The 19254-nt window shown below is 45.3% G+C and carries 15 protein-coding genes; 10 read left to right on the top strand and 5 right to left on the bottom strand.

The window, feature by feature from the left end:
- Positions 1-148 precede the first annotated feature (148 nt).
- The 6 genes from bamA to HF322_RS03170 all read left to right on the top strand — a co-directional run bounded on the left by bamA (position 149) and on the right by HF322_RS03170 (position 7144).
- Positions 149-2575, top strand: a complete 2427-nt coding sequence (gene bamA, locus HF322_RS03195; RefSeq protein ID WP_169391916.1) for an outer membrane protein assembly factor BamA — start codon at positions 149-151, stop codon at positions 2573-2575.
- Between the two features lie 72 nt (positions 2576-2647).
- The gene (gene lpxD / locus HF322_RS03190; protein ID WP_169391985.1) at positions 2648-3679 is read left to right on the top strand and encodes a UDP-3-O-(3-hydroxymyristoyl)glucosamine N-acyltransferase; all 1032 of its coding nucleotides are present in this window, start codon (positions 2648-2650) and stop codon (positions 3677-3679) included.
- A 198-nt stretch (positions 3680-3877) separates the two neighbouring features.
- Positions 3878-4390 carry a 3-hydroxyacyl-ACP dehydratase FabZ gene (fabZ, locus tag HF322_RS03185; protein WP_169391915.1) on the top strand — a complete coding sequence of 171 codons (513 nt, stop codon included), beginning with the start codon at positions 3878-3880 and terminating at the stop codon, positions 4388-4390.
- A gap of 96 nt (positions 4391-4486) precedes the next feature.
- A complete protein-coding gene (gene lpxA, locus HF322_RS03180; RefSeq protein WP_169391914.1) occupies positions 4487-5266 on the top strand; it encodes an acyl-ACP--UDP-N-acetylglucosamine O-acyltransferase in 780 nt (259 codons plus the stop codon).
- 261 nt (positions 5267-5527) lie between these two features.
- The gene (locus HF322_RS03175; protein WP_169391913.1) at positions 5528-7012 is read left to right on the top strand and encodes a sodium-dependent transporter; all 1485 of its coding nucleotides are present in this window, start codon (positions 5528-5530) and stop codon (positions 7010-7012) included.
- Positions 7013-7144 carry a methionine/alanine import family NSS transporter small subunit gene (locus HF322_RS03170; RefSeq protein WP_169391912.1) on the top strand — a complete coding sequence of 44 codons (132 nt, stop codon included), beginning with the start codon at positions 7013-7015 and terminating at the stop codon, positions 7142-7144.
- Between the two features lie 68 nt (positions 7145-7212).
- On the opposite strand, the gene tgt is transcribed toward HF322_RS03170, so the two are convergent.
- Complete coding sequence (gene tgt, locus HF322_RS03165) at positions 7213-8364, bottom strand: tRNA guanosine(34) transglycosylase Tgt (RefSeq protein ID WP_169391911.1); 1152 nt, start codon at positions 8362-8364, stop codon at positions 7213-7215.
- 232 nt (positions 8365-8596) lie between these two features.
- On the opposite strand from tgt, the gene HF322_RS03160 reads away from it, so the two are divergent.
- Positions 8597-9259: a heme-binding protein gene (locus HF322_RS03160; RefSeq protein WP_219848145.1), complete on the top strand. Its 663-nt coding sequence runs from the start codon at positions 8597-8599 to the stop codon at positions 9257-9259.
- A gap of 117 nt (positions 9260-9376) precedes the next feature.
- Here the strand turns inward: HF322_RS03160 and asd are convergent, their stop codons facing one another.
- Positions 9377-10501 (bottom strand): aspartate-semialdehyde dehydrogenase, encoded by a 1125-nt coding sequence (gene asd, locus HF322_RS03155; RefSeq protein ID WP_219848161.1) that lies wholly within the window; start codon positions 10499-10501, stop codon positions 9377-9379.
- A 387-nt stretch (positions 10502-10888) separates the two neighbouring features.
- Here asd and HF322_RS03150 point away from each other — a divergent pair, with 387 nt between their 5' ends.
- Positions 10889-11974: an endonuclease/exonuclease/phosphatase family protein gene (locus HF322_RS03150; RefSeq protein WP_308811474.1), complete on the top strand. Its 1086-nt coding sequence runs from the start codon at positions 10889-10891 to the stop codon at positions 11972-11974.
- 406 nt (positions 11975-12380) lie between these two features.
- On the opposite strand, the gene HF322_RS03145 is transcribed toward HF322_RS03150, so the two are convergent.
- Positions 12381-13745: a peptidylprolyl isomerase gene (locus HF322_RS03145; RefSeq protein ID WP_169391908.1), complete on the bottom strand. Its 1365-nt coding sequence runs from the start codon at positions 13743-13745 to the stop codon at positions 12381-12383.
- A gap of 93 nt (positions 13746-13838) precedes the next feature.
- Positions 13839-16871 carry an LPS assembly protein LptD gene (locus HF322_RS03140; RefSeq protein ID WP_169391907.1) on the bottom strand — a complete coding sequence of 1011 codons (3033 nt, stop codon included), beginning with the start codon at positions 16869-16871 and terminating at the stop codon, positions 13839-13841.
- A gap of 320 nt (positions 16872-17191) precedes the next feature.
- Here HF322_RS03140 and HF322_RS03135 point away from each other — a divergent pair, with 320 nt between their 5' ends.
- Positions 17192-18319 carry an aminoglycoside phosphotransferase family protein gene (locus HF322_RS03135; protein ID WP_169391906.1) on the top strand — a complete coding sequence of 376 codons (1128 nt, stop codon included), beginning with the start codon at positions 17192-17194 and terminating at the stop codon, positions 18317-18319.
- Positions 18298-19017: an N-acetylmuramate alpha-1-phosphate uridylyltransferase MurU gene (gene murU / locus HF322_RS03130; protein WP_219848144.1), complete on the top strand. Its 720-nt coding sequence runs from the start codon at positions 18298-18300 to the stop codon at positions 19015-19017. The genes HF322_RS03135 and murU overlap by 22 nt, the downstream gene beginning before the upstream one ends.
- 110 nt (positions 19018-19127) lie before the next feature.
- Here the strand turns inward: murU and HF322_RS03125 are convergent, their stop codons facing one another.
- Positions 19128-19244, bottom strand: a complete 117-nt coding sequence (locus tag HF322_RS03125) for a DUF2474 domain-containing protein (protein WP_169391905.1) — start codon at positions 19242-19244, stop codon at positions 19128-19130.
- Positions 19245-19254 lie beyond the last annotated feature (10 nt).

The raw sequence follows: 19254 nt of genomic DNA, 5'->3' as shown, positions 1-19254 counted from the left end.
GTTTATTTTATGCTACGTTTTATATAAATTGGTCAAAGTCTGCAAGTTCAATCTTAGAGCAACTGCCAAAATTCTGTACGGATCGGGCTTTACAAGACAGACTTTTTCCCTTAATTTAAGCCAAGTTTTTTATTGACGGATAGTGTTTATGCGAACGCCTTTATTGATGAGCGCGGCCGGGTTGCCGCTCATGGTCGCTGTGATGAGTGTGCCTGCTCAAGCGGCAAATTTTGTGGTCTCAGACATCAGCTTTTCAGGGCTCAATCGCCTGACCGCTGAGAGCCTTTATCCTGTCTTACCCATCTCTGTGGGCGATACCGTCACCGATGAAAGCCTTGCTGCCAGTATTAAAGCGCTTTACGCCACTGAAAACTTTGCCAATATTCAAAGCCAAGTAAAAGGCTCAGCGATCAATTTTCAAGTGATTGAACGTCCCATCATCGCTGAGGTGAACTTTGAGGGCAACAAACTCATCCCAAAAGAAGGCTTAACCCAAGGCTTAAAAAATGCAGGGCTTGCCGTTGGTGATGTGCTCAAACAAGCAACGCTGCTTGGGGTTGCCAATGAGCTTCAGCAGCAATATATCAGCCAAGGCTACTACAATAGCGACATTGAAGTTGACCAAACGCTGCTTGATGGCAACCGCGTCAAACTCGATATCCGCTTTATTGAAGGCAAGCCTGCCAAAGTCGTTGATATTAATGTCATCGGTAATAAGCATTTTAGTGATTCAAAAATCAAAGAAGTTTTTGCGGTTAAAGAGTCCTCATGGACGCGATTATTATCAAAATCTGACCGTTATGCTAAAGAAAAGCTTGCTGCAAGCCTTGAAAATTTAAAAGCCTTATATCAAAACGAAGGCTTTGTGCGCTTTGATGTCAATAACGCGGTTCTCAATATCAGTGAAGACAAGCGCAGCGTCTTTATTGAAGTGAGCGTGAGCGAAGGCGAGCAGTACAAATTTGGTCAAATTAACTTTTTAGGAAAGCCTACTTTTGAAACCAGTGAGCTTCAAAAGCTGGTGACCTTTGCGCCCAATGAGCAGTATTCGCAAGCTAAGCTTGATGCGACTACCGCTGCGCTTAAAAGCCGCTATGGCAATGAAGGCTACTACTTAGCTCAAGTTCGCCCTGTTCCTCGTATCAATGATGAAACTCGCGTTGTTGATATCGATTATTATATTGACCCTGCGCGCCCCATTTATGTTCGCCGGATCAATTTTAGCGGTAATTTGCGCACCAAAGATGAAGTGCTTCGCCGTGAAATGCGTCAGCTAGAAGGCGCTTTGGCATCCAATGAAAAAATCCAGCTGTCACGAACGCGATTGATGCGGACGGGATTTTTCAAATCGGTCAACGTCGATGTCAAACCTGTCCCCAATCAGCCCGATCAAATCGATGTCAACTACACGGTTGAAGAGCAGCCCTCAGGAAGCTCAACCATCGCCGCCGGTTACTCGCAAAGCGGTGGGGTGACCTTCCAGCTTGATTTGACCCAAAATAACTTTATGGGAACCGGGAATAAGGTAAAAGCGGCGCTATCGCGATCAGAAACCCGCGACTCGTATAGCTTGGGATATACCGACCCTTACTTTACCGAAAATGGCGTATCGCAAGGGATCAGCGCTTACTACCGCAATACCAAATACGATGATCGTAACGTGAGTGAATACGTCACCGACTCGTATGGCGCAACTTTAAACTACAGCTATCCGGTTGATGAAACCAAGCGCGTAAGTGCAGGATTCAACTACGACAATACTACAGTTCGTGGCGGTCGTAACTTAGGCATCTCCAACGTTCAGCAAATCATTGATGATGGCGGTAGCGTTGAAACGTATACCAATGACAATGGCGAGCAAATCAAAGGCATCGGCAGCTTTAAAAATGACTATGATACCTACAATTTACTGTTAGGCTGGGATTATAGCACCCTTGATCGCCCTGTTTTCCCAACCAAAGGCATGAGTCATGCCGTTGATGCCACCATTGGTTTAGGGGATGCCAGCTACCAAAAAGTCATTTATCGTGGTAATGTATACTACCCAATTTATAAAGACTGGGTGGCTCGCGGTTATACCAAGCTTGGCTATGGTAACGATTTGCCGTTTTATGAAAACTTTTACGCCGGCGGCTACGGTTCGGTTCGTGGTTATGAGTCTTCAAGTCTTGGACCACGATCTAAAGCCTATTATGATGCAATTAACGGATACGATCGACTTCGCGATGAAGAGGTTGGCGGAAACGCGCTGGTGACCTTTGGTTCTGAGCTGATTTTACCGATGCCATTTAAAGGCGATTGGGCAGATCAAGTTCGCCCTGTGGTGTTCTTTGAAGGCGGTCAGGTTTTTGATACTACCGATAAAGAAAATCGCACCTTTGTTGATCCAGTTTCTGGCGAAAATAAAGGTATTCCGCTATTGACTCAAGATAAAGACTTGCGCTTTAGTGCAGGCGCTGGGGTAACTTGGTACACGCCAATTGGTCCGATCTCCTTAAGTTACGCCATGCCAATTGGCGATAAAGAAGGCGATGAAACCGAGCACGTCCAGTTCCAAATTGGCAGCACCTTTTAAGTCATAACCTAAGATTACGGTTCAAGCCCAAATTTTGGGCTTGATTGATATTTATAGTGATGATAATGCATGATGATCACCATTGAGCAACTGATTTCTCAAATCGAGCGGCGCCAACCCGTGCTAAATAAAGCCCATCTTGAGGCATCAACGCTTAAGCAAACGCTTTGCGGCATTGGGAGCTTATCTCATGCTAAAGCCAATGAGATCAGCTTTTTAGCGAGTGCTCAATTTGAATCAAGCCTTGAAAAAAGTCAGGCAGCGGCAATTTTGGTGACGCCAAAGCATGAAGCTTTAGTGCCAAAATCAAGCGTAGCACTGGTTGTTGAAGCGCCTTATTTGGCATATGCCAGTGTGAGCCAATTGTTTGCGCCACAGCCCAAGTTAGGACTGATTCATCCCACCGCCGTCATTGCCAAAAGCGCGATGATTGGCAAGAACGTTTCGATCGGCGCGTTTTGTGTGATTGGCGACGATGTTTCGATTGGCGATCATAGCAATCTTGAGGCGCATGTGGTGGTTGAAGATCGCGTGGTTATTGGCAGTCACGCTGTCATCAAATCACAATCAAGCATTGCTCATGATTGTATCATTGGTGATTTTGTTCGGCTGCATTTTGGCGTGAGCATTGGCTCAGAAGGTTTTGGATTTGCCCCCACCAAAGACATCAGCCAAAGCGGTTGGGAGCGTATTGCTCAGCTTGGTCGCGTGGTGATTGGCGATCATGTTCGTGTTGGGAGCCAAACTTGTATTGATCGCGGTGCGGTGAATGATACTGTCATTGGTAATCATGTGATCATTGATAACCTAGTTCAAATTGCCCATAACGTGACCATTGGGGATGGTACTGCCATTGCTGCCAAAACAGGCATTGCCGGAAGTACCAGTATCGGCAAGCGCTGCATTATTGGCGGAGCCGTTGGAATTAATGGTCATATTAGCATTTGTGATGATGTGAGCCTTTCAGGAATGACGATGGTGACTAAGTCTATCACTACTTCTGGGGCGTATTCTTCTGGAACACCGGCAATGCCAACGAGCAACTGGCGGCGAGCTGCGGTTCGCTTTCGAAAGCTTGGGGATAAACATAGCTCATCAAAATAATGCTTTTGATCACGTCATATATTTGACGCGCTATAATTTGTATCAAAAATTTGTCTAAAATAATGACGATCAAAATTTTAGCAAAATTAAAGACCTTTATTCTAAATTGCGGTAAGCTTAAGACGTTTGGTTTGGATGTTTAATACCTTTTAGCCGATGATTTTTAAGCTGACCTTTTGCAGCAGCAAGGAAGCCCTTATGAGTGCCACCGATATTGATACTTTAACTGACGATCATATTAAAAGCTTAGCGGATCAAGGCTTAACGCTGCCTTTAACCTATCATACGCTTAAGCATTACTTGCCGCACCGCTATCCGTTTATGTTGGTGGATAAAGTCACGGCTTGTAAGCCTGGTGAGTCCATCACCGGCATCAAAAACGTGACTATTAACGAAGAGTTTTTTAATGGTCATTTTCCTGATGAGCCGATTATGCCAGGGGTTTTGATGGTTGAGGCAATGGCTCAAGTCTCAGGCGTCCTTGGGTTTATTAGCGCAGGGATCACCGCTGAAGATGGCTATTTGTACTTATTTGCAGGCGTGGATAAAGTTCGCTTTAAACGCCGCGTGATTCCAGGGGATCAGTTGATTATTCGCGCCACCACAGTGATGCAAAAGCGCGGTATTTATAAGTTTGACTGCACGGTTCATGTGGAAGATGAGCTTGCTGCCAGCGCTCAAGTGATGATTGCTCGACAAGAGCAGTCATAGGTTTATATAAGAAAAAAGCAGGGTCAAATTTTACGGTCAAGCTCTGCTTTTTGCTTAACATTTTTATTGAAATTCGATGATTCTAAGGTCTGTATTATGAGTCAGATTCACCCAACGGCGCTCATCTCACCTTCTGCCAATATTGATGCTTCAGCGGTGATCGGACCTTATTGTATCATCGGCGATGAGGTGACGATTGGTAAAAATACGGTACTTCAGCGCCATGTGGTCGTCGCTAAGCTTACCAAAATCGGTAAAAATAATACCGTTTATCAATTTGCCAGTATTGGCGAGGATTGCCAAGATTTAAAATACAATGGCGAGCGCACTTGGCTTGAAATTGGCGATCATAATACCATCCGTGAGGCGTGTAGCTTACATCGCGGCACAGTTCAGGACAACAGCTTAACAAAGATTGGTAGCCACAATCTGTTTATGGTCAACACCCATATTGCTCATGACTGCGTGATTGGCGATCATAATATTTTAGCAAATAATGTTGGGGTTGCAGGTCACGTTCATATCGGCAATCATACGATTATCGGGGGCAATTCTGGGATTCATCAATTTTGCCGTGTTGATGATTATAGCTTGATTGGCGGGGCAAGTTTGATTTTAAAAGATGTTGCTGCCTTTACTATGGTTTCAGGAAATCCGGCAAGCGCTCATGGTCTAAATGTGGAAGGTATGCGCCGAAAAGGCTGGTCTGCTGAGACGATTGACACCTTGCGCCAAGCTTATAAAGTGATCTTTAGATCCGGATTCACCAGCCAACAAGCGGTCGATATTTTAAAAAATGATCTGCTCCCTCGTGAGCCAAAAGTTCAAATGCTTATCAACTCACTTACCCAAAGTAATCGCGGCGTCGTTCGATAAGATTCATTCACAATCGTTTATTTTTTCTTTGCTTTTTGCCTATTTTTATTAAAAGCCATGACAATTTGTTATGGTTTTTTTTTGCCCTAATATTGACAAGGCAGCCAAGTTAACAGAAACTTACGGTTGCTAGAAAGCAGAAAGCTTTCTTACTTCATTGTTAATAATGTAAATTTGATCATTGGTTTGCCCTGTTCCTCAATTAACATTTTTAATTTTTCGTATTGACGGGTCATTTCCGTTGTTTTTAAGGAGTAGTTTGTGGCAGAACCTAGAGAAAACTGGTCCAGCCGCTCAGGATTTATTTTAGCGGCTGTGGGATCAGCAATAGGATTAGGGAACATTTGGCGTTTCCCTTATGTGGCTTATGAAAACGGTGGCGGCGCATTTGTCGTCCCTTATTTGATTGCGCTGATGACGGCAGGATTGCCGCTGCTATTTTTAGATTATATTGTCGGTCAAAAATACCGCGGCGGCGCGCCGATTGCTTATCGGCGAATGATTAAATCTGCCGAGTCGATCGGCTGGTGGCAAGTGCTTGTTTGCTCGGTGGTAGCGATTTATTACGCCAGTGTTTTAAGCTGGGCGGGCAACTTCATGATTTTCTCGTTCGGTCAGCAGTGGGGCGAGGATACCGAAGCGTTTTTCTTTAATACTTATTTGCAAAATGCGGATACCTTGCAAGCGGCATTTGTGCCTCAGTTGTTCATTGGTCTGGTCATCGTTTGGGCGCTGGCATTGATTATTTTATACGGTGGGGTTAAAAAAGGCGTCGAGCTTGCCAACCGCATTTGTATCCCGCTACTGGTCATCATGTTTTGTTTGCTGGTATTCCAGTCGCTCAGACTTCCAGGCGCGGTCGACGGCTTAAATGCCTTTTTCACCCCCAATTGGGGCGCGATGACCAACCCTAAAGTTTGGCTTGCCGCTTACGGTCATATCTTTTTCTCGCTATCCATCGGCTTTGGTATTATGTTGACCTTTGCCTCTTATTTAAAGCCCAATGCCAATTTGACGGCGTCAGGGTTGGTGGTCGGCTTTGCCAACTCGTCGTTTGAGCTGCTAGCCGGAATTGGGGTTTTTGCTGCGTTAGGATTTATGGCGCAAGCTACCGGTGTTCCGATTGCCGAGGTGGTTGGTAGCGGTATTGGTCTTGCCTTTATTGCTTTTCCAAAGCTGATTTCAAGCTTGGGAAGCGGCGGCGATATCGTTGGGTTTTTATTTTTCGGCTCTTTAGTGATTGCAGGGGTGACCTCGATCATCAGTATTTTAGAGGTGCCGATTGCCGCGTTTAAAGATAAATTTGGTTGGTCACGAAATAAAGCTGTGACGATCATTGGTGGCACTTGTGCTTTAATTTCTATCGTATTATTTTCCACCAAAAACGCCATTACCTTTGTGGACATCATCGATAACTTTGCCAATAACATCGGCATCGTGGTTGGGGCGCTATTGTCCATCGTTTGGATTACTTGGTTTCACCGCTCAGTTATTCCAGAGCTTATCACTCATGTTAACCGCATCTCAAGCATCAAGCTTGGTAAAGTTTGGGTGTTTATGCTAACAGTGGTGACGCCATTGTCGTTATTGGTGGCGCTGGTATTGACCCTCAAGTCTTTATTGACCGAAGGCTACGGCGATTATCCGATGTTGACTCAGCTGATCTTTGGTTGGGGCATTGTGGTGATCTTTGCTATTGGGGCGTTTTTACTGACTAGCCTTAAAGATCGACGTGAGGAGATTTAAATGAATTCATCTGCAATTGTTTTGATGATGGTGTCAATCTTATTGGTTTGGGGTGGTTTGGTGATGGCCATCATTCACTTAATGAAGCACCCAGATTTGCCATTAGATCATATCAACCAAGATTTACCTTAAGATTTTATAAAAGTTAATAATAAAAAAGGCTTAATCAGTTAAGCCTTTTTTTTAATTTTCTTTAAATTTTAGCGCAAGTTAAGTTCCGGAACGTCTTGACCACGGCGCTGATAAAAGTCATAGACAAAGTCATCAAAGCGGTCATTATCAATTGCCGCGCGAATCCCTGCCATCAAGCGCTGATAGTAGCGCAGGTTATGAATGGTCGCAAGCTGAGCGCCCAGCATTTCTTTACATTTATTTAAATGATATAAATACGCTCGGCTAAAGTTTTGGCAGGTATAGCAATCGCAATCAGGATCAAGCGGCGTCTCATCCAAGCGGTATTGGCTGTTACGGATGCGAACGATGCCGCCATTATCTAAATTTCCGGTGACAAAATAGTGACCGTTGCGAGCGTTTCGGGTGGGCATGACACAATCAAACATATCCACGCCGCGGCGAACGGCCTCAACGATATCCTCAGGCTTACCAACGCCCATCAAATAGCGCGGCTTATCACTTGGCATGTCGTCAGGGATATAATCCAAAACATCGATCATCTCTTCTTTTGGTTCGCCAACGGACAGCCCGCCGATAGCATAGCCATCAAAACCAATCTCAAGCAAGCCCTCAAGGGACTGCTGACGCAGCTCGGGGAACATACTGCCTTGAATAATGCCAAACAAGGCGTTATTGCTCTCTAAGCGCTGATGCTCATCAAGACAACGTTTGCCCCAACGAAGCGACAATTCAAGCGATTTTTTTGCCTCATCAAAGGTCGCAGGATACGGCGTACACTCATCAAACTGCATGACGATGTCAGAATTTAAACTGAACTGAATCTGCATGGATTTTTCAGGGGACAAAAACACCTTTGCGCCATCAATGGGCGATTTAAAATGAACGCCGTCTTCGGTAATTTTGCGCATTGCCCCAAGGCTGAATACTTGAAAGCCGCCAGAATCGGTCAAAATGGGCTTGTCCCAATGAATAAAGTCATGCAAGCCGCCAAATTTATCAATAACTTCCGTTCCTGGTCGCAGCCACAAATGAAAGGTATTGCCAAGGATGATCTCAGCGCCAATCTCATGAATGTCGCGCGGCAGCATCCCTTTGACCGTGCCATAAGTGCCAACGGGCATAAAGGCGGGGGTCTGAACGTCGCCATGATTTAAGTGAACTGTACCACGGCGGGCGCGGGTGGCGCCATTTGCCGTTTTATGAAGGGTAAATTGCATAACTTAACCGTAATCTTTATTCAAAAAATATGCGTAATTATAGCATTAGCAAATGTTAAATGGCGGGTATCGTCAAACTTATCAGATCAATTGCTTAAGGCTTTAATATTTAGCTTAACTACGATTTGATACAGACACAGGGTAGGGCTTTTGCTATGTTTATTTTATTAAGCAAATGGCGAGTTAACCAATCAAAACACTTTAGCCGTCGATTTAACCTAAGGACGCGGTGATGAAGCTTCGAGTAAACGCGTTGGCTATTGTGGCGGTAATGGCGTTTTTTATCTCAGGGGAAGTTATGGCAACTGAAGAACCAAAATATACCGTTTTGCAGCGCCATGATGGCATCGAGCTGCGCCGTTATGATCGTCAAATTGTCGCTCAAACTGCAGTGATTGGATCGCAGCAAGCGGCCAGTCAACAAGGTTTTAAAATCTTAGCGGATTTTATTTTTGGAAATAACACTGCAGCGGAGGGCTCAAATAAAATTGCCATGACCGCGCCAGTGATCCTGCAAAAGTCGCAAAATAAAACAGCGTCTTCAGAAAAAATAAACATGACCGCGCTGGTAATTAGTCAAAAAACAGCAAAAAATGAATGGCAAATGCAGTTTATTATGCCAAGCCAATTTACCATAGAAACTTTGCCTAAACCTAATAATCCAAATATTAGCATTAAGCAGCTTCCTGAAAAAACGTTTGCGGTGATTGGGTTTTCAGGGCTTGCAGGCGAGGATAAAGTTGTTAAAAAAACCCAAGAATTGCAATCTTGGTTGCAGCAGCACCATATGAAAGCACTAAGCGAGCCCAAGCTTGCTCGTTATGACCCGCCTTGGACGCTACCATTTATGCGCCGAAATGAAGTCATGATTGAATGTGAATTTGAGCAGCAATAAGCGCAACAATAAGTATCGTTACTTTAAAATAGATAATAAAAAAGACAGTATTGAACTGTCTTTTTTTGGTTTATAAATCGCTTTTTAATAAATTTTTATGCTAAATAAAGCTTAAAATTACGCTTGCTGCTTTTGAATGATGTTCAGCATCCGGCGTAATGGCTCAGCGGCGCCCCAAAGCAGCTGGTCGCCAACCGTGAAAGCGCCCAAATATTCGCCGCCCATATTGAGCTTACGTAAGCGACCAAGGGCTACCGTGAGCGTTCCAGTTACGGCAACAGGCGTCAAGCGGTTCATTGCCGCCTCTTTGGTGTCTTCGACCACATCAAGCCATTGATTGCCGCTGTTTTTGAGCGCGTCTTCGATATCCTCAAGTGGAATGTCTTTTTTAAGCTTAATGGTTAAGCCTTGAGCATGACAGCGCATGGCACCGATGCGAACGCAAAGCCCATCGATGGCGATTTGGCTGTTTTCATCATTGCCCAAGATTTTATTGGTTTCAACGCCGCCTTTCCACTCTTCGCGCGATTGCTTGTTTTCAAGCTGTGAGTCGATGTAAGGAATCAAGCTTCCGGCAAGCGGAACGCCAAAGTATTGCTGCGGAAAGTCCGCTGAGCGCTGAGTCTCGGCGATTTTTTTGTCAATATCTAAAATGGCGCTGGCAGGATTGGCAAGCTCATCGGCAACGGCGTCACGAAGCACGCCCATTCCTGAAATTAATTCGCGCATGTTATTTGCGCCCGAGCCACTTGCTGCTTGATAGGTCATGGCGCTGACCCATTCAACCCAGCCTTTATTGAACAGCTCACCGATTGCCATCAGCATCAAAGATACCGTACAATTACCGCCGATAAAGTCTTTTTTACCGTTTTTAAGCGCCTCATCAATGACGTTTTCATTCACAGGGTCTAAGATGATGATGCTATCGTTTTCCATGCGAAGGGTGCTTGCCGCATCGATCCAATAACCCGTCCAACCGCTGTCCCGTAGCGGCTTGTGAATTTGCTGCGTATAATCGCCGCCTTGACAGGTAATAATCACGTCGCAATCGGCAAGTGCCTTGATATCATGAGCATCTTTTAAAGTGCTAGGAGCAATGCCGTCAAAGCTTGGCGCATTGCCACCTGCATTACTGGTCGAAAAAAACACTGGCGTGATGGTTGCGAAGTCATTTTCTTCGCGCATCCGCTCAATGAGAACCGAGCCGACCATTCCGCGCCAGCCTACCAAGCCTACTTTCAAATTGCTCATGACATGTTGTCCTTAATTTACCAAAAAGTATTGCAATCCCAACCGATTACAATGCCGTGAAAGTGCCTAAAAAGCAAGATATTTTATCTCAATTTGATCGGTCTTTGATCAATATTGGCTTCACTGATAGCAACTTTCGGTTATCAAAATATGAGGTTGCCAAGCGTTCTAACCACGACCATTTTTCGCCATTAGCTTAGTAACTTTAAAAGTTAATCAACTGCTTCACCAAAATATCCTTGATTGCTAAGTTAAATCAGCTTAGATTCGTGATTATTCAAAGTGGCTATCAAAAAGGTAGCTATTACCCCTAACCACCCAAGCATTAAAATAAGGATCACCGAGGAGGGATTTCATTTGCTCATAGGCTTTCAAGGTTTGGCGATCATCCTTATTTTTGTGACCCTTTGGGGGTTATTGCCAGTAGATTATTGGTGGGTTCGCGGTGCCGACTTTCCGCGGATTCAGATATTGTGGCTTGGACTGATCAGCCTTTTAGGGTTGGTATTTTTTTTGGTGTTGGGGGAGTCCTCAAGGCTTTTTTTTGATGGCAGCGATAAAGTTTTGCTGTTGTTATTGATTGTCGCTCTGATTTATCAGCTTAAAATGGTCATTCCTTATACAAAAATTTGGCGAAAACAAGTAAAAGATGCCAGTACGCGCGCCAATGCCGATCAAATCAAAATTATCGTTGCCAATGTATTGATGACCAATGACAACAAACAAGCGCTCATTGATTTGGTCAATAAGCAGCGCCCTGATGTGCTATTGACTTTAGAAACCAATAAAGCGTGGGAAACTGCGCTAAAAGCGATTGAAAGCGACTATCCGTATACGGTCAAAGTGCCGCTGGAAAACCTGTATGGCATGCACTTGTACTCAAAGATTGAGCTTATTGACCCGATTGTTCAGTTTTTGATTATCGATGATATTCCCTCCATTCACACCAAGCTTCGGCTCAATGAACAAATCATCTGCTTTTATTGCTTGCATCCGATGCCCCCAAGCCCAACGGAAGCAGAAAAATCAACCACGCGCGACGCTGAGCTTTTATTGGTCGGTCGGCATATCAAGGAGCAGCAGCAGCCCGCGATTTTGGCAGGGGATTTGAACGATGTGGCTTGGTCAAAGACCACGCGCCGCTTTCAGAGGATATCGGGGCTGTTAGATCCGCGAATTGGTCGCAAATTTATCAACACTTTTCATGTGCGCTTTCCTTTTTTACGCTGGGCGCTTGATCATATTTTTCATAGCCCATGCTTTACGGTAGTTCGAATTGAGCGCTTGCCAAGTATAGGTTCCGATCATTTTCCGGTTTTGACCATTTTACAATTTGAGCCGGAAAAAGCGGTCGCGCAAGCTCAGCAATTAGCGCCAGCGGACAGCGAGGAGATTGCTGCTGCCAAACAAACCATTCAAGAAGGCAAAAAAGAGGGAGAAAAGATTTCTCAAGAGCAAGATTGAACTAATAAACGCGTATAAGTTTACCAACGATTGTTTTGTAAGTAAAAGCTTACAACAATTAGGGTTTTTAGCGACTAGCGGCAATCATTCAGCTGACCTACAATACCATTATCAGCACAAGGATAAGTAAGGATGCAGTGTTGAGATGGTCATCATTAAGATAGGTCAGCCCGCTATCGTTATGATGAGTATTCCGACTTAGGATAAGTCAACAAGGAAGTGATAATAATAATAACATCAGATGCGCCCAAACCCCGAACTTATCGCCCTAGGTTCGGGGTTTTTCTTTTGTTTTTTGAAAATGTTGCTTGGCTAGTAAAATTGATGCTTGATAAGCCAAAATTTCTCAATGCTCAATAAAAAAAGATGATCCTATGAATCATCTTTTTTGGTTAAAGTGAAAGGATTAGTCAATGATTTGAATGTAAGCCGCTGATCGCAGTTCTTGTAACCAGTCCTCTTTAGCTTGCGGGGCTAAGCGCTGATAAAGCGCTTGACGAGCAAGATTGCGGCGGTATTGGGTGGTGGCATCAAAATCGCGAGCGCCTTCTACTTTCAAAATATGCCAGCCAAATTGCGATTTAAATGGCGCGGAAAAATCACCCACAGGCGTTTGTTTCATAACGGCTTCAAAGGGCGCGACCATTTCGCCTTCGCTGACCCATTCCAAATCACCGCCGCGACCGGCAGATCCTACGTCATCGGAGTAGGTGGAAGCAAGGCTTGCAAAGTCGGCACCGCGGCGCAGCTGCTCATAAAGATCGTTGATTTTTTGTTCAGCTAGGGCATCTGATTGCAGCTCATCAACATTGACCAAAATGTGGCGGGTGTGCCACTGCGGAACGATGACTTTGTCGCTTGATTTTTTATCAGCAAGCTTAATGATGTCGATACCTTCAGGAGTCACTAAAGGGGCGCTGACCGCACCGACGTCAAGCTTGACAATTTGATCGGAAAGCTCAGTGGGTAAGGCTGCAGCTTTATGATAGCCCATGTTACCGCCTTGAATGTCGATTGGATAGCGACCTTGAGCGGCTTTAATGACCTCGTTGACATCGGCATTGGGCGCTTGTAACCGGCGGCGAATGTCTTCGGCAACGCGCTGAGCTTCTTCGCGCTGAGCCGTTGATAAGCGGTTATAATCGTCGATATAAGGGACGCGAACGTGAATGGTTTGATACTCGCTTTGGCTTAAGCGCTTGGCCTCAGGCGAGGCTAAAAACGCATCAATATCCTGCTCAGAAATCCGGACTCGGCTGCTGATTTGGCGCTGCTGAAGGGCTTGAATCGCCGCATCTTCAATCAATTGAGCGCGAAATGTGGCATAGCTGCCGGGCTGCTTTTGATCAAGGCTTTGTTGCAGCTCGCTTAAGCTTGACAACCCTTGCGACTGCGCCACTTGCGTCAAGCGCTGATTGATCGCCGCTTCATCAGGCTTAAGTCCAACGCGATTGATAAAGGACAATTGCAACTCGCGTAAAATCAAGGCATTAAGCACTTCAGATTGCAATTGGGGCGAGTTGGCAATCGGTTGCCCTGCAGCCTCAGCGCGAGCTTGTGTTTGGGCAATGGCGCTCATCAAGTCACTTTTTAAAATGACGTTGTCATTGACCATAGCAATGATGCCATCAGAGCTTGATGCTGCAGTAAGCTTGCTGTTAGAGGTCGCAGCAGCTTGCGGCTTAACGGTTGCTGCTTGCGCTGGGATAAGTAACGCGCTACTGATCACAGTTGCCAGCAAAACTTGGCTTGGGTCTAAAAAAAATCTCATGATGCTCCTCATCAATATCATCGCATCGGATGGTAGTTCGGCAATTTCTAAACATTTAAAGGTAACGATAATTGAGTTCAAAAGCCTAAGCGGTTAATCTTTCCAAGCCGTTTGCACCGGTTCAAATCCCAATACTTTTTCGGACAGGAGCTTGGTCAAACGGCTGCTACCACTGCCAAGACCATTTAAGCGCACCTCCGCCATTACCGCTTGGGTCGGCTCATCTTTGGTGTTCAAATCGTTATAATAACGCCGACCATAAACGGCAAAGCCAAAGCAGCAATCTTCATAATCAACGCCAACTAGGGCATCGAGCATTTTATTGTTGCGATAGTCGTATTGACCTTGAGCTAGGACGCGCCAGTTGTTATTAACCGGAAAAATGCTTGAGGCGGTCAAGGCGGTCAGCGGCAACTGATTGGTATTGTCATCAAGCTTGCGTTTTACAAATCCCACGTTAAATAAGCTGTTCTCGCTTGGCTGATAGCGAAGCTCGGTGGTAAAAAAGTTGAGGTCATAGCTGTGGCTGAGCGCGCCGTTGACATCGACCCAAACGTTGTTATAAGGCTGAGCACTTGCCGTCCAAACTATCCCCGATGAGGATGAGTCAAACACCGGCTTATTGTCATCTAACGTGACGCGACCTTTATCGATATAAAACTGCTCTGCAATACTAGCATCCAAACGTGTCACGCCCGTTGCGTCGATGTAACGATAATTAATCCCTGGGGTGATGGCATGCAAATCTTGCAGACGGTCATGACCTAAAAACCAACTGTCGGAAAACAGCTGCTCATAGTTGATTGAGGCAATTCGCGTATTAAAGTTTGGGATATCGTTTTGGTCTTTATAAGGCGAATAAGTGTATTTTAAACGCGGGTTGATCAGCTGATAGCCGCCTAAACTGTCGTCAAATTTGCCAAATGGCGATCCGGCGCGGTAAAAATGTAATCCTGCATCAATACTGGCTTGAGGTACAAATACCGATTGGCTGCCATCTTGCTTGGTCAAATTGTTGTCATCAAGGCTGTCTTGATCATAAGAGGTATAAAGGTGCTGAAGGCTGAGTTTTGGATTGACATAGCCCCAAGCCGTCTCTAACGGGTAGGCGGCGCTGATTTTGTTATAAAGCCGAGCGCCGCTTTTTTCGGCTTCTGAGCCATCATCAATGGATTTTTTAAAATAAGCAGAGTCGCTCACGCCTGTGATATCAAAGTCGCTCAGCCAAGGCAGGCGGTAGTTTAATTGCAGCTGCGGCAGCCGCGAATAGGGCTTGTCTTTATCTTGAAGCGCTTGACCGTCGTTTAAAATGGCATTGAGCGTTTGAAAGGTTTCAACTTTAAGCTCGCCATTGACGTAATCATTATAGTAATTAAGTCGACCACGGCGCGGCAAATTGAGCGTATTTTTTGACAGCCCGAGCGTATCAAAGTCGTTTAAATAATCGGCGTCGGACACGTAGCTATATTTGGCGTCCCCACTGAGCCTTGGGATGCTTTTTGATGACCAATAATGATCATAAAATAAGCTGCTGCGATCCTCGCCATCGTATTTGCGGTCGTTAGGCAAATAGGAGCCGTTGATAATACCTTCGCCAAAATCGTCCGTTAAATAACGAAACTCGCCCGACAACATCGGATTGCGGTTGGTGTAAATATGGGTGTTAAAGGTGGCATCATAATTGGGCGCAAGGTTGAGGTAATATGGAATATCGACCTCAAGACCGCTTTCACTGCCAAGGCTTGCGCTTGGTAATAAAAATCCACTGGTGCGCCGATTGTCGATCGGAAAGTTAAAATACGGCAAATAAAATACCGGAACGTCTAAAATTCGAAAGGTGGTGTCATAAGCCTTACCGCGACCGGTTTCGGTGTCCAAATCGATACTTTTGGCATCAAGCTGCCATTTGCGATCGGTCGGCGGGCAGGTGCTAAACATCACCTCATCAAGCTCGTATTGGGTATCGCTCGGGTGGTTTAAGCGCTTGGCATAACCGTGAGCTTGCAAGGGCACGCTGGCAAATGCCACCCCATAAGCGGTCGATTGTCCCGACTCTGTACTATAAGCTAGGCTGTCAGCCACGCCAATTAAGCCGCCTTGACTGGCTTTTTCGCTAATGTTGAGACTGCCATCTTGATATTGCGCCGAATTACCGATCACTGAGTTGCCAATCGCTTGGTCGGTGAACATCACCTTACCTTGAGCGCCTGCAACCCCCGTGGTCAAATCCAAAACGACTTTGTCCGCCTCAATTTGATTGGTGCCTTGATTGATGACCACGTTGCCTGCAAGCTCAGCGTAGTTCACATTGTCATAATAGCCGTAATCCGACTCGGTAAAAATCGGTGCTTGGTTGTTTAAGCCATTAGCGCTATTAACTGTGCCAGTTTGAGCGCCTGCCTCAGCAAGGGCGCGCTGATAATTGGGGTTTGGTTGCGGATACACCCATTGACCTTCACAGCGCTCGCTGCTATCCACCGTTCGGCGCAGTAAATTTAAATTGTTGCCAAGCTTGGGCAAAACTTTAGCACCATTGTCCGAAATTTGCGGCTGTTCGGGATTTTTTTCAGCCGCTTTTGGTTTTAATTCATAAAATTCAGCCAGTCGCGACAAGCTTTCTTGGATGCTCTCGTCACTGACATTTAAGCGGCTATTATCAAGCGCTGGGTCAGTTTTGAGGTTTTGTTCAGCGCGAGAGGCTTTAGCGGCGTTATCGCGTTTGTTTTCGGCGCTATGAGTTTGATTCGTTTGAGTGGTGGCTAAGTTAGTGCTCGTATCCGCGTCTGAAAATTGGTTATTGGCATCGTCAGCATCATTGATCGCCGTTACAGCAACGGGCGTAACGGCTTGCTCATTGTCAGTATTGCCTTGATTTGGCAAGCCATCGACTTGAAAGTCGCCTTCATCTTTTGGCGCTTGAGCGCTTGAAGCTCGGCGGCTATTTTTATAAACGATGGTTTGATACGTGGTATTGGTAGCTTGCTGACCTTCACTTAAAGGCGCAGGTCTTGAGGATGGCAAGTCTTGCTCACCGCTTACGCTGGCTGCCTGAGCGCTTAAGGCAGCTGCTGCAAGCGAGCCAAATAAAACCAAGCGAATGCTTTGATAAAGCAGAGAATATAACAAGGGCACACCTATGAGGGCAAAGGCAAAAAGCGATTAAGACGGCAAACCAATATCAACTTACATATCTTGACGACTTATCATAGTCAAAAAAAAGCAAATCAGCTACACTATTTACGCACTTTTTATCATGCCTTTGGCCGTGTTGCCCCATTTTTACTTCAGTTTTGCTAAGACATCAAGGTAGATGCTGACCACCGCGATCTAAAAAGGCTGCTATTTTAACAAGAATTTCCCAAAGTTATCATCATTTTGGTCGTTTGTTGGTAAGCAAAATCAGGCAAGCCAATCAGCGAAATTATTGACTTTTTTGCGATATATTTATGACCCAAACTTTATTATCCCAATCCGTGAGCACCAATCAAACCCCAAGCCAAGCTCAAACCCTACGCGATAACATGCTTATGACTTGGCTTGATTCGGTGTTTGATGGCGCAGAATTTACGATTCAAAGCCTAGCAGGAGATGCCAGTACTCGCCGTTATCACCGCTTGGTGACGGACGATCAACAGCGTTATATCGTGATGGATTCGTCCGAGGATAAAGAGGCGATGGCGCAGTTTATTAACGTTGCCAATTTGCTAAGCACGGCTGTTCATGTCCCCGAAATGATTGCTTTTGATTTGGCGCAAGGATTTTTGGTATTAGAAGACTTCGGTGCGGTTGAATTTGCCCATTTATTGGTTGATGCTGATAAAGATGCTATTGACGGCTATTATCAGTGGGCGATGGATGCGCTGATTGACCTGCAAGGCATTTCGGTTGCGCTTGCCCAAGATGATCACAAGATTCCCCTTTATGATCGCGAGCTGCTCAATCGCGAGATGGACTTATTTAGCGACTGGTTTTTGCCGTATATTGGCGCTCCGGTCGATCAAAAAGCTTGGGAGGGGTTAAAATCTTGGTTGATCGAGCGCATTTTAGCGCAGCCGCAAGTCATCGTTCATCGTGATTATCACAGCCGCAATTTGATGCAAAACCAAAATGATGCCAAAAGCTTGGGCGTCATCGACTTTCAAGATGCGGTGATCGGCGCTTATACTTATGATTTGGTGTCGCTTGTCCGTGATGCTTATATCGATTTTCCTGAAGACTGGGTTGATCAGTGGATTGCTGATTTTTGGCAAAAGCTAAACGCAAGCAAAATGACTTGCGCCCAAACGCTTGCTGATTTTGAAACTGAAGTCAATATCATGGGCGTTCAGCGCCATTTAAAGGTGCTTGGTATTTTTGTCAGACTTGCCAAGCGCGACGGTAAAAACCGCTATTTGGCAGATATTCCAAAGGTCATGCGCGATTTGGTCATTGAAATCAACGCTTTAATGACCAACGAGACTCAAGCAATGGCGCCATTTTATGAGTGGCTAAATTCCAGCATTTTACCCGCCTTTGAGCAAACATTTAACGTAGCCACCAAAAAGGAGTCATCATGCCAATCACCCAAGCGATGATTTTAGCCGCAGGAAAAGGCACGCGATTGCGACCTTTGACCGAAACGATTCCAAAACCGCTTGTTGAAGTAGCCGGTCAGCCGCTGATTGTTTGGCATATCAAAGCGCTTAAGGCAGCAGGAGTTACTGACATCACGATCAACGCGTCTTGGCTTGCCGACAAATTGACCGAAGCATTAGGCGATGGCTCAGAATTTGGCGTCAACTTGAACTGGTCGGTGGAAGAGGAGCCGCTTGAAACGGCAGGTGGGATTTTTCAGGCGCTGCAATCAGGAAAGTTACAAGATGCGCCCTTTATTTTGGTCAATTCCGATATTTGGACGACTTATGATTTTGCCAACTTGACCGACTATCAATTGCGCCCCGATCAAAAAGCGCATTTATTGTTGATCGACAATCCTGCTCACAATCATGGCGGCGATTTTGCTTTAAATAATGGCTTGGCGTCCGAGATGGCGATTGCAGGCGGCGATAAATACACCTTTTCAGGAATCAGCGTGATGTCGCCGCGCCTTGTTGATGGTTTGGTTCATGGTCAAGCAGCCCCCCTTGCGCCGCTTTTAAAACAGGCAATGATCAAATTTCAAGTGTCAGGCGATATCATTAAAGACAACTGGATTGACGTTGGCACGCCTGAGCGCTTGGCAGAAGTTAATGAGTTTATCCAAAATAAAAACCCGAACCATCGCGGTCGCTGATTTTAAGTTGCCAATTTTAATTACCCAATAAAAAATCGCTAGAATCCTCGTTCTAGCGATTTTTTTGTTATTTGACAGTCTTTTAAACCCTCAGTCTTAAATGACCAGTTTTAAACCCCCATCACCCATTTAATAATTTGAGCGATGGTAAAAATGGTCAAAAACCCTGCCAAATACAGCCCGATAAACCAAGCCCACTGCGATTGTTTTTTTGATAACCGTTTCATCATCCCCTCA

Source organism: Psychrobacter sp. MF31, assembly GCF_012847335.1.
Classification (GTDB): domain Bacteria; phylum Pseudomonadota; class Gammaproteobacteria; order Pseudomonadales; family Moraxellaceae; genus Psychrobacter.
This window is presented reverse-complemented; position numbering and strand designations above follow the sequence as displayed.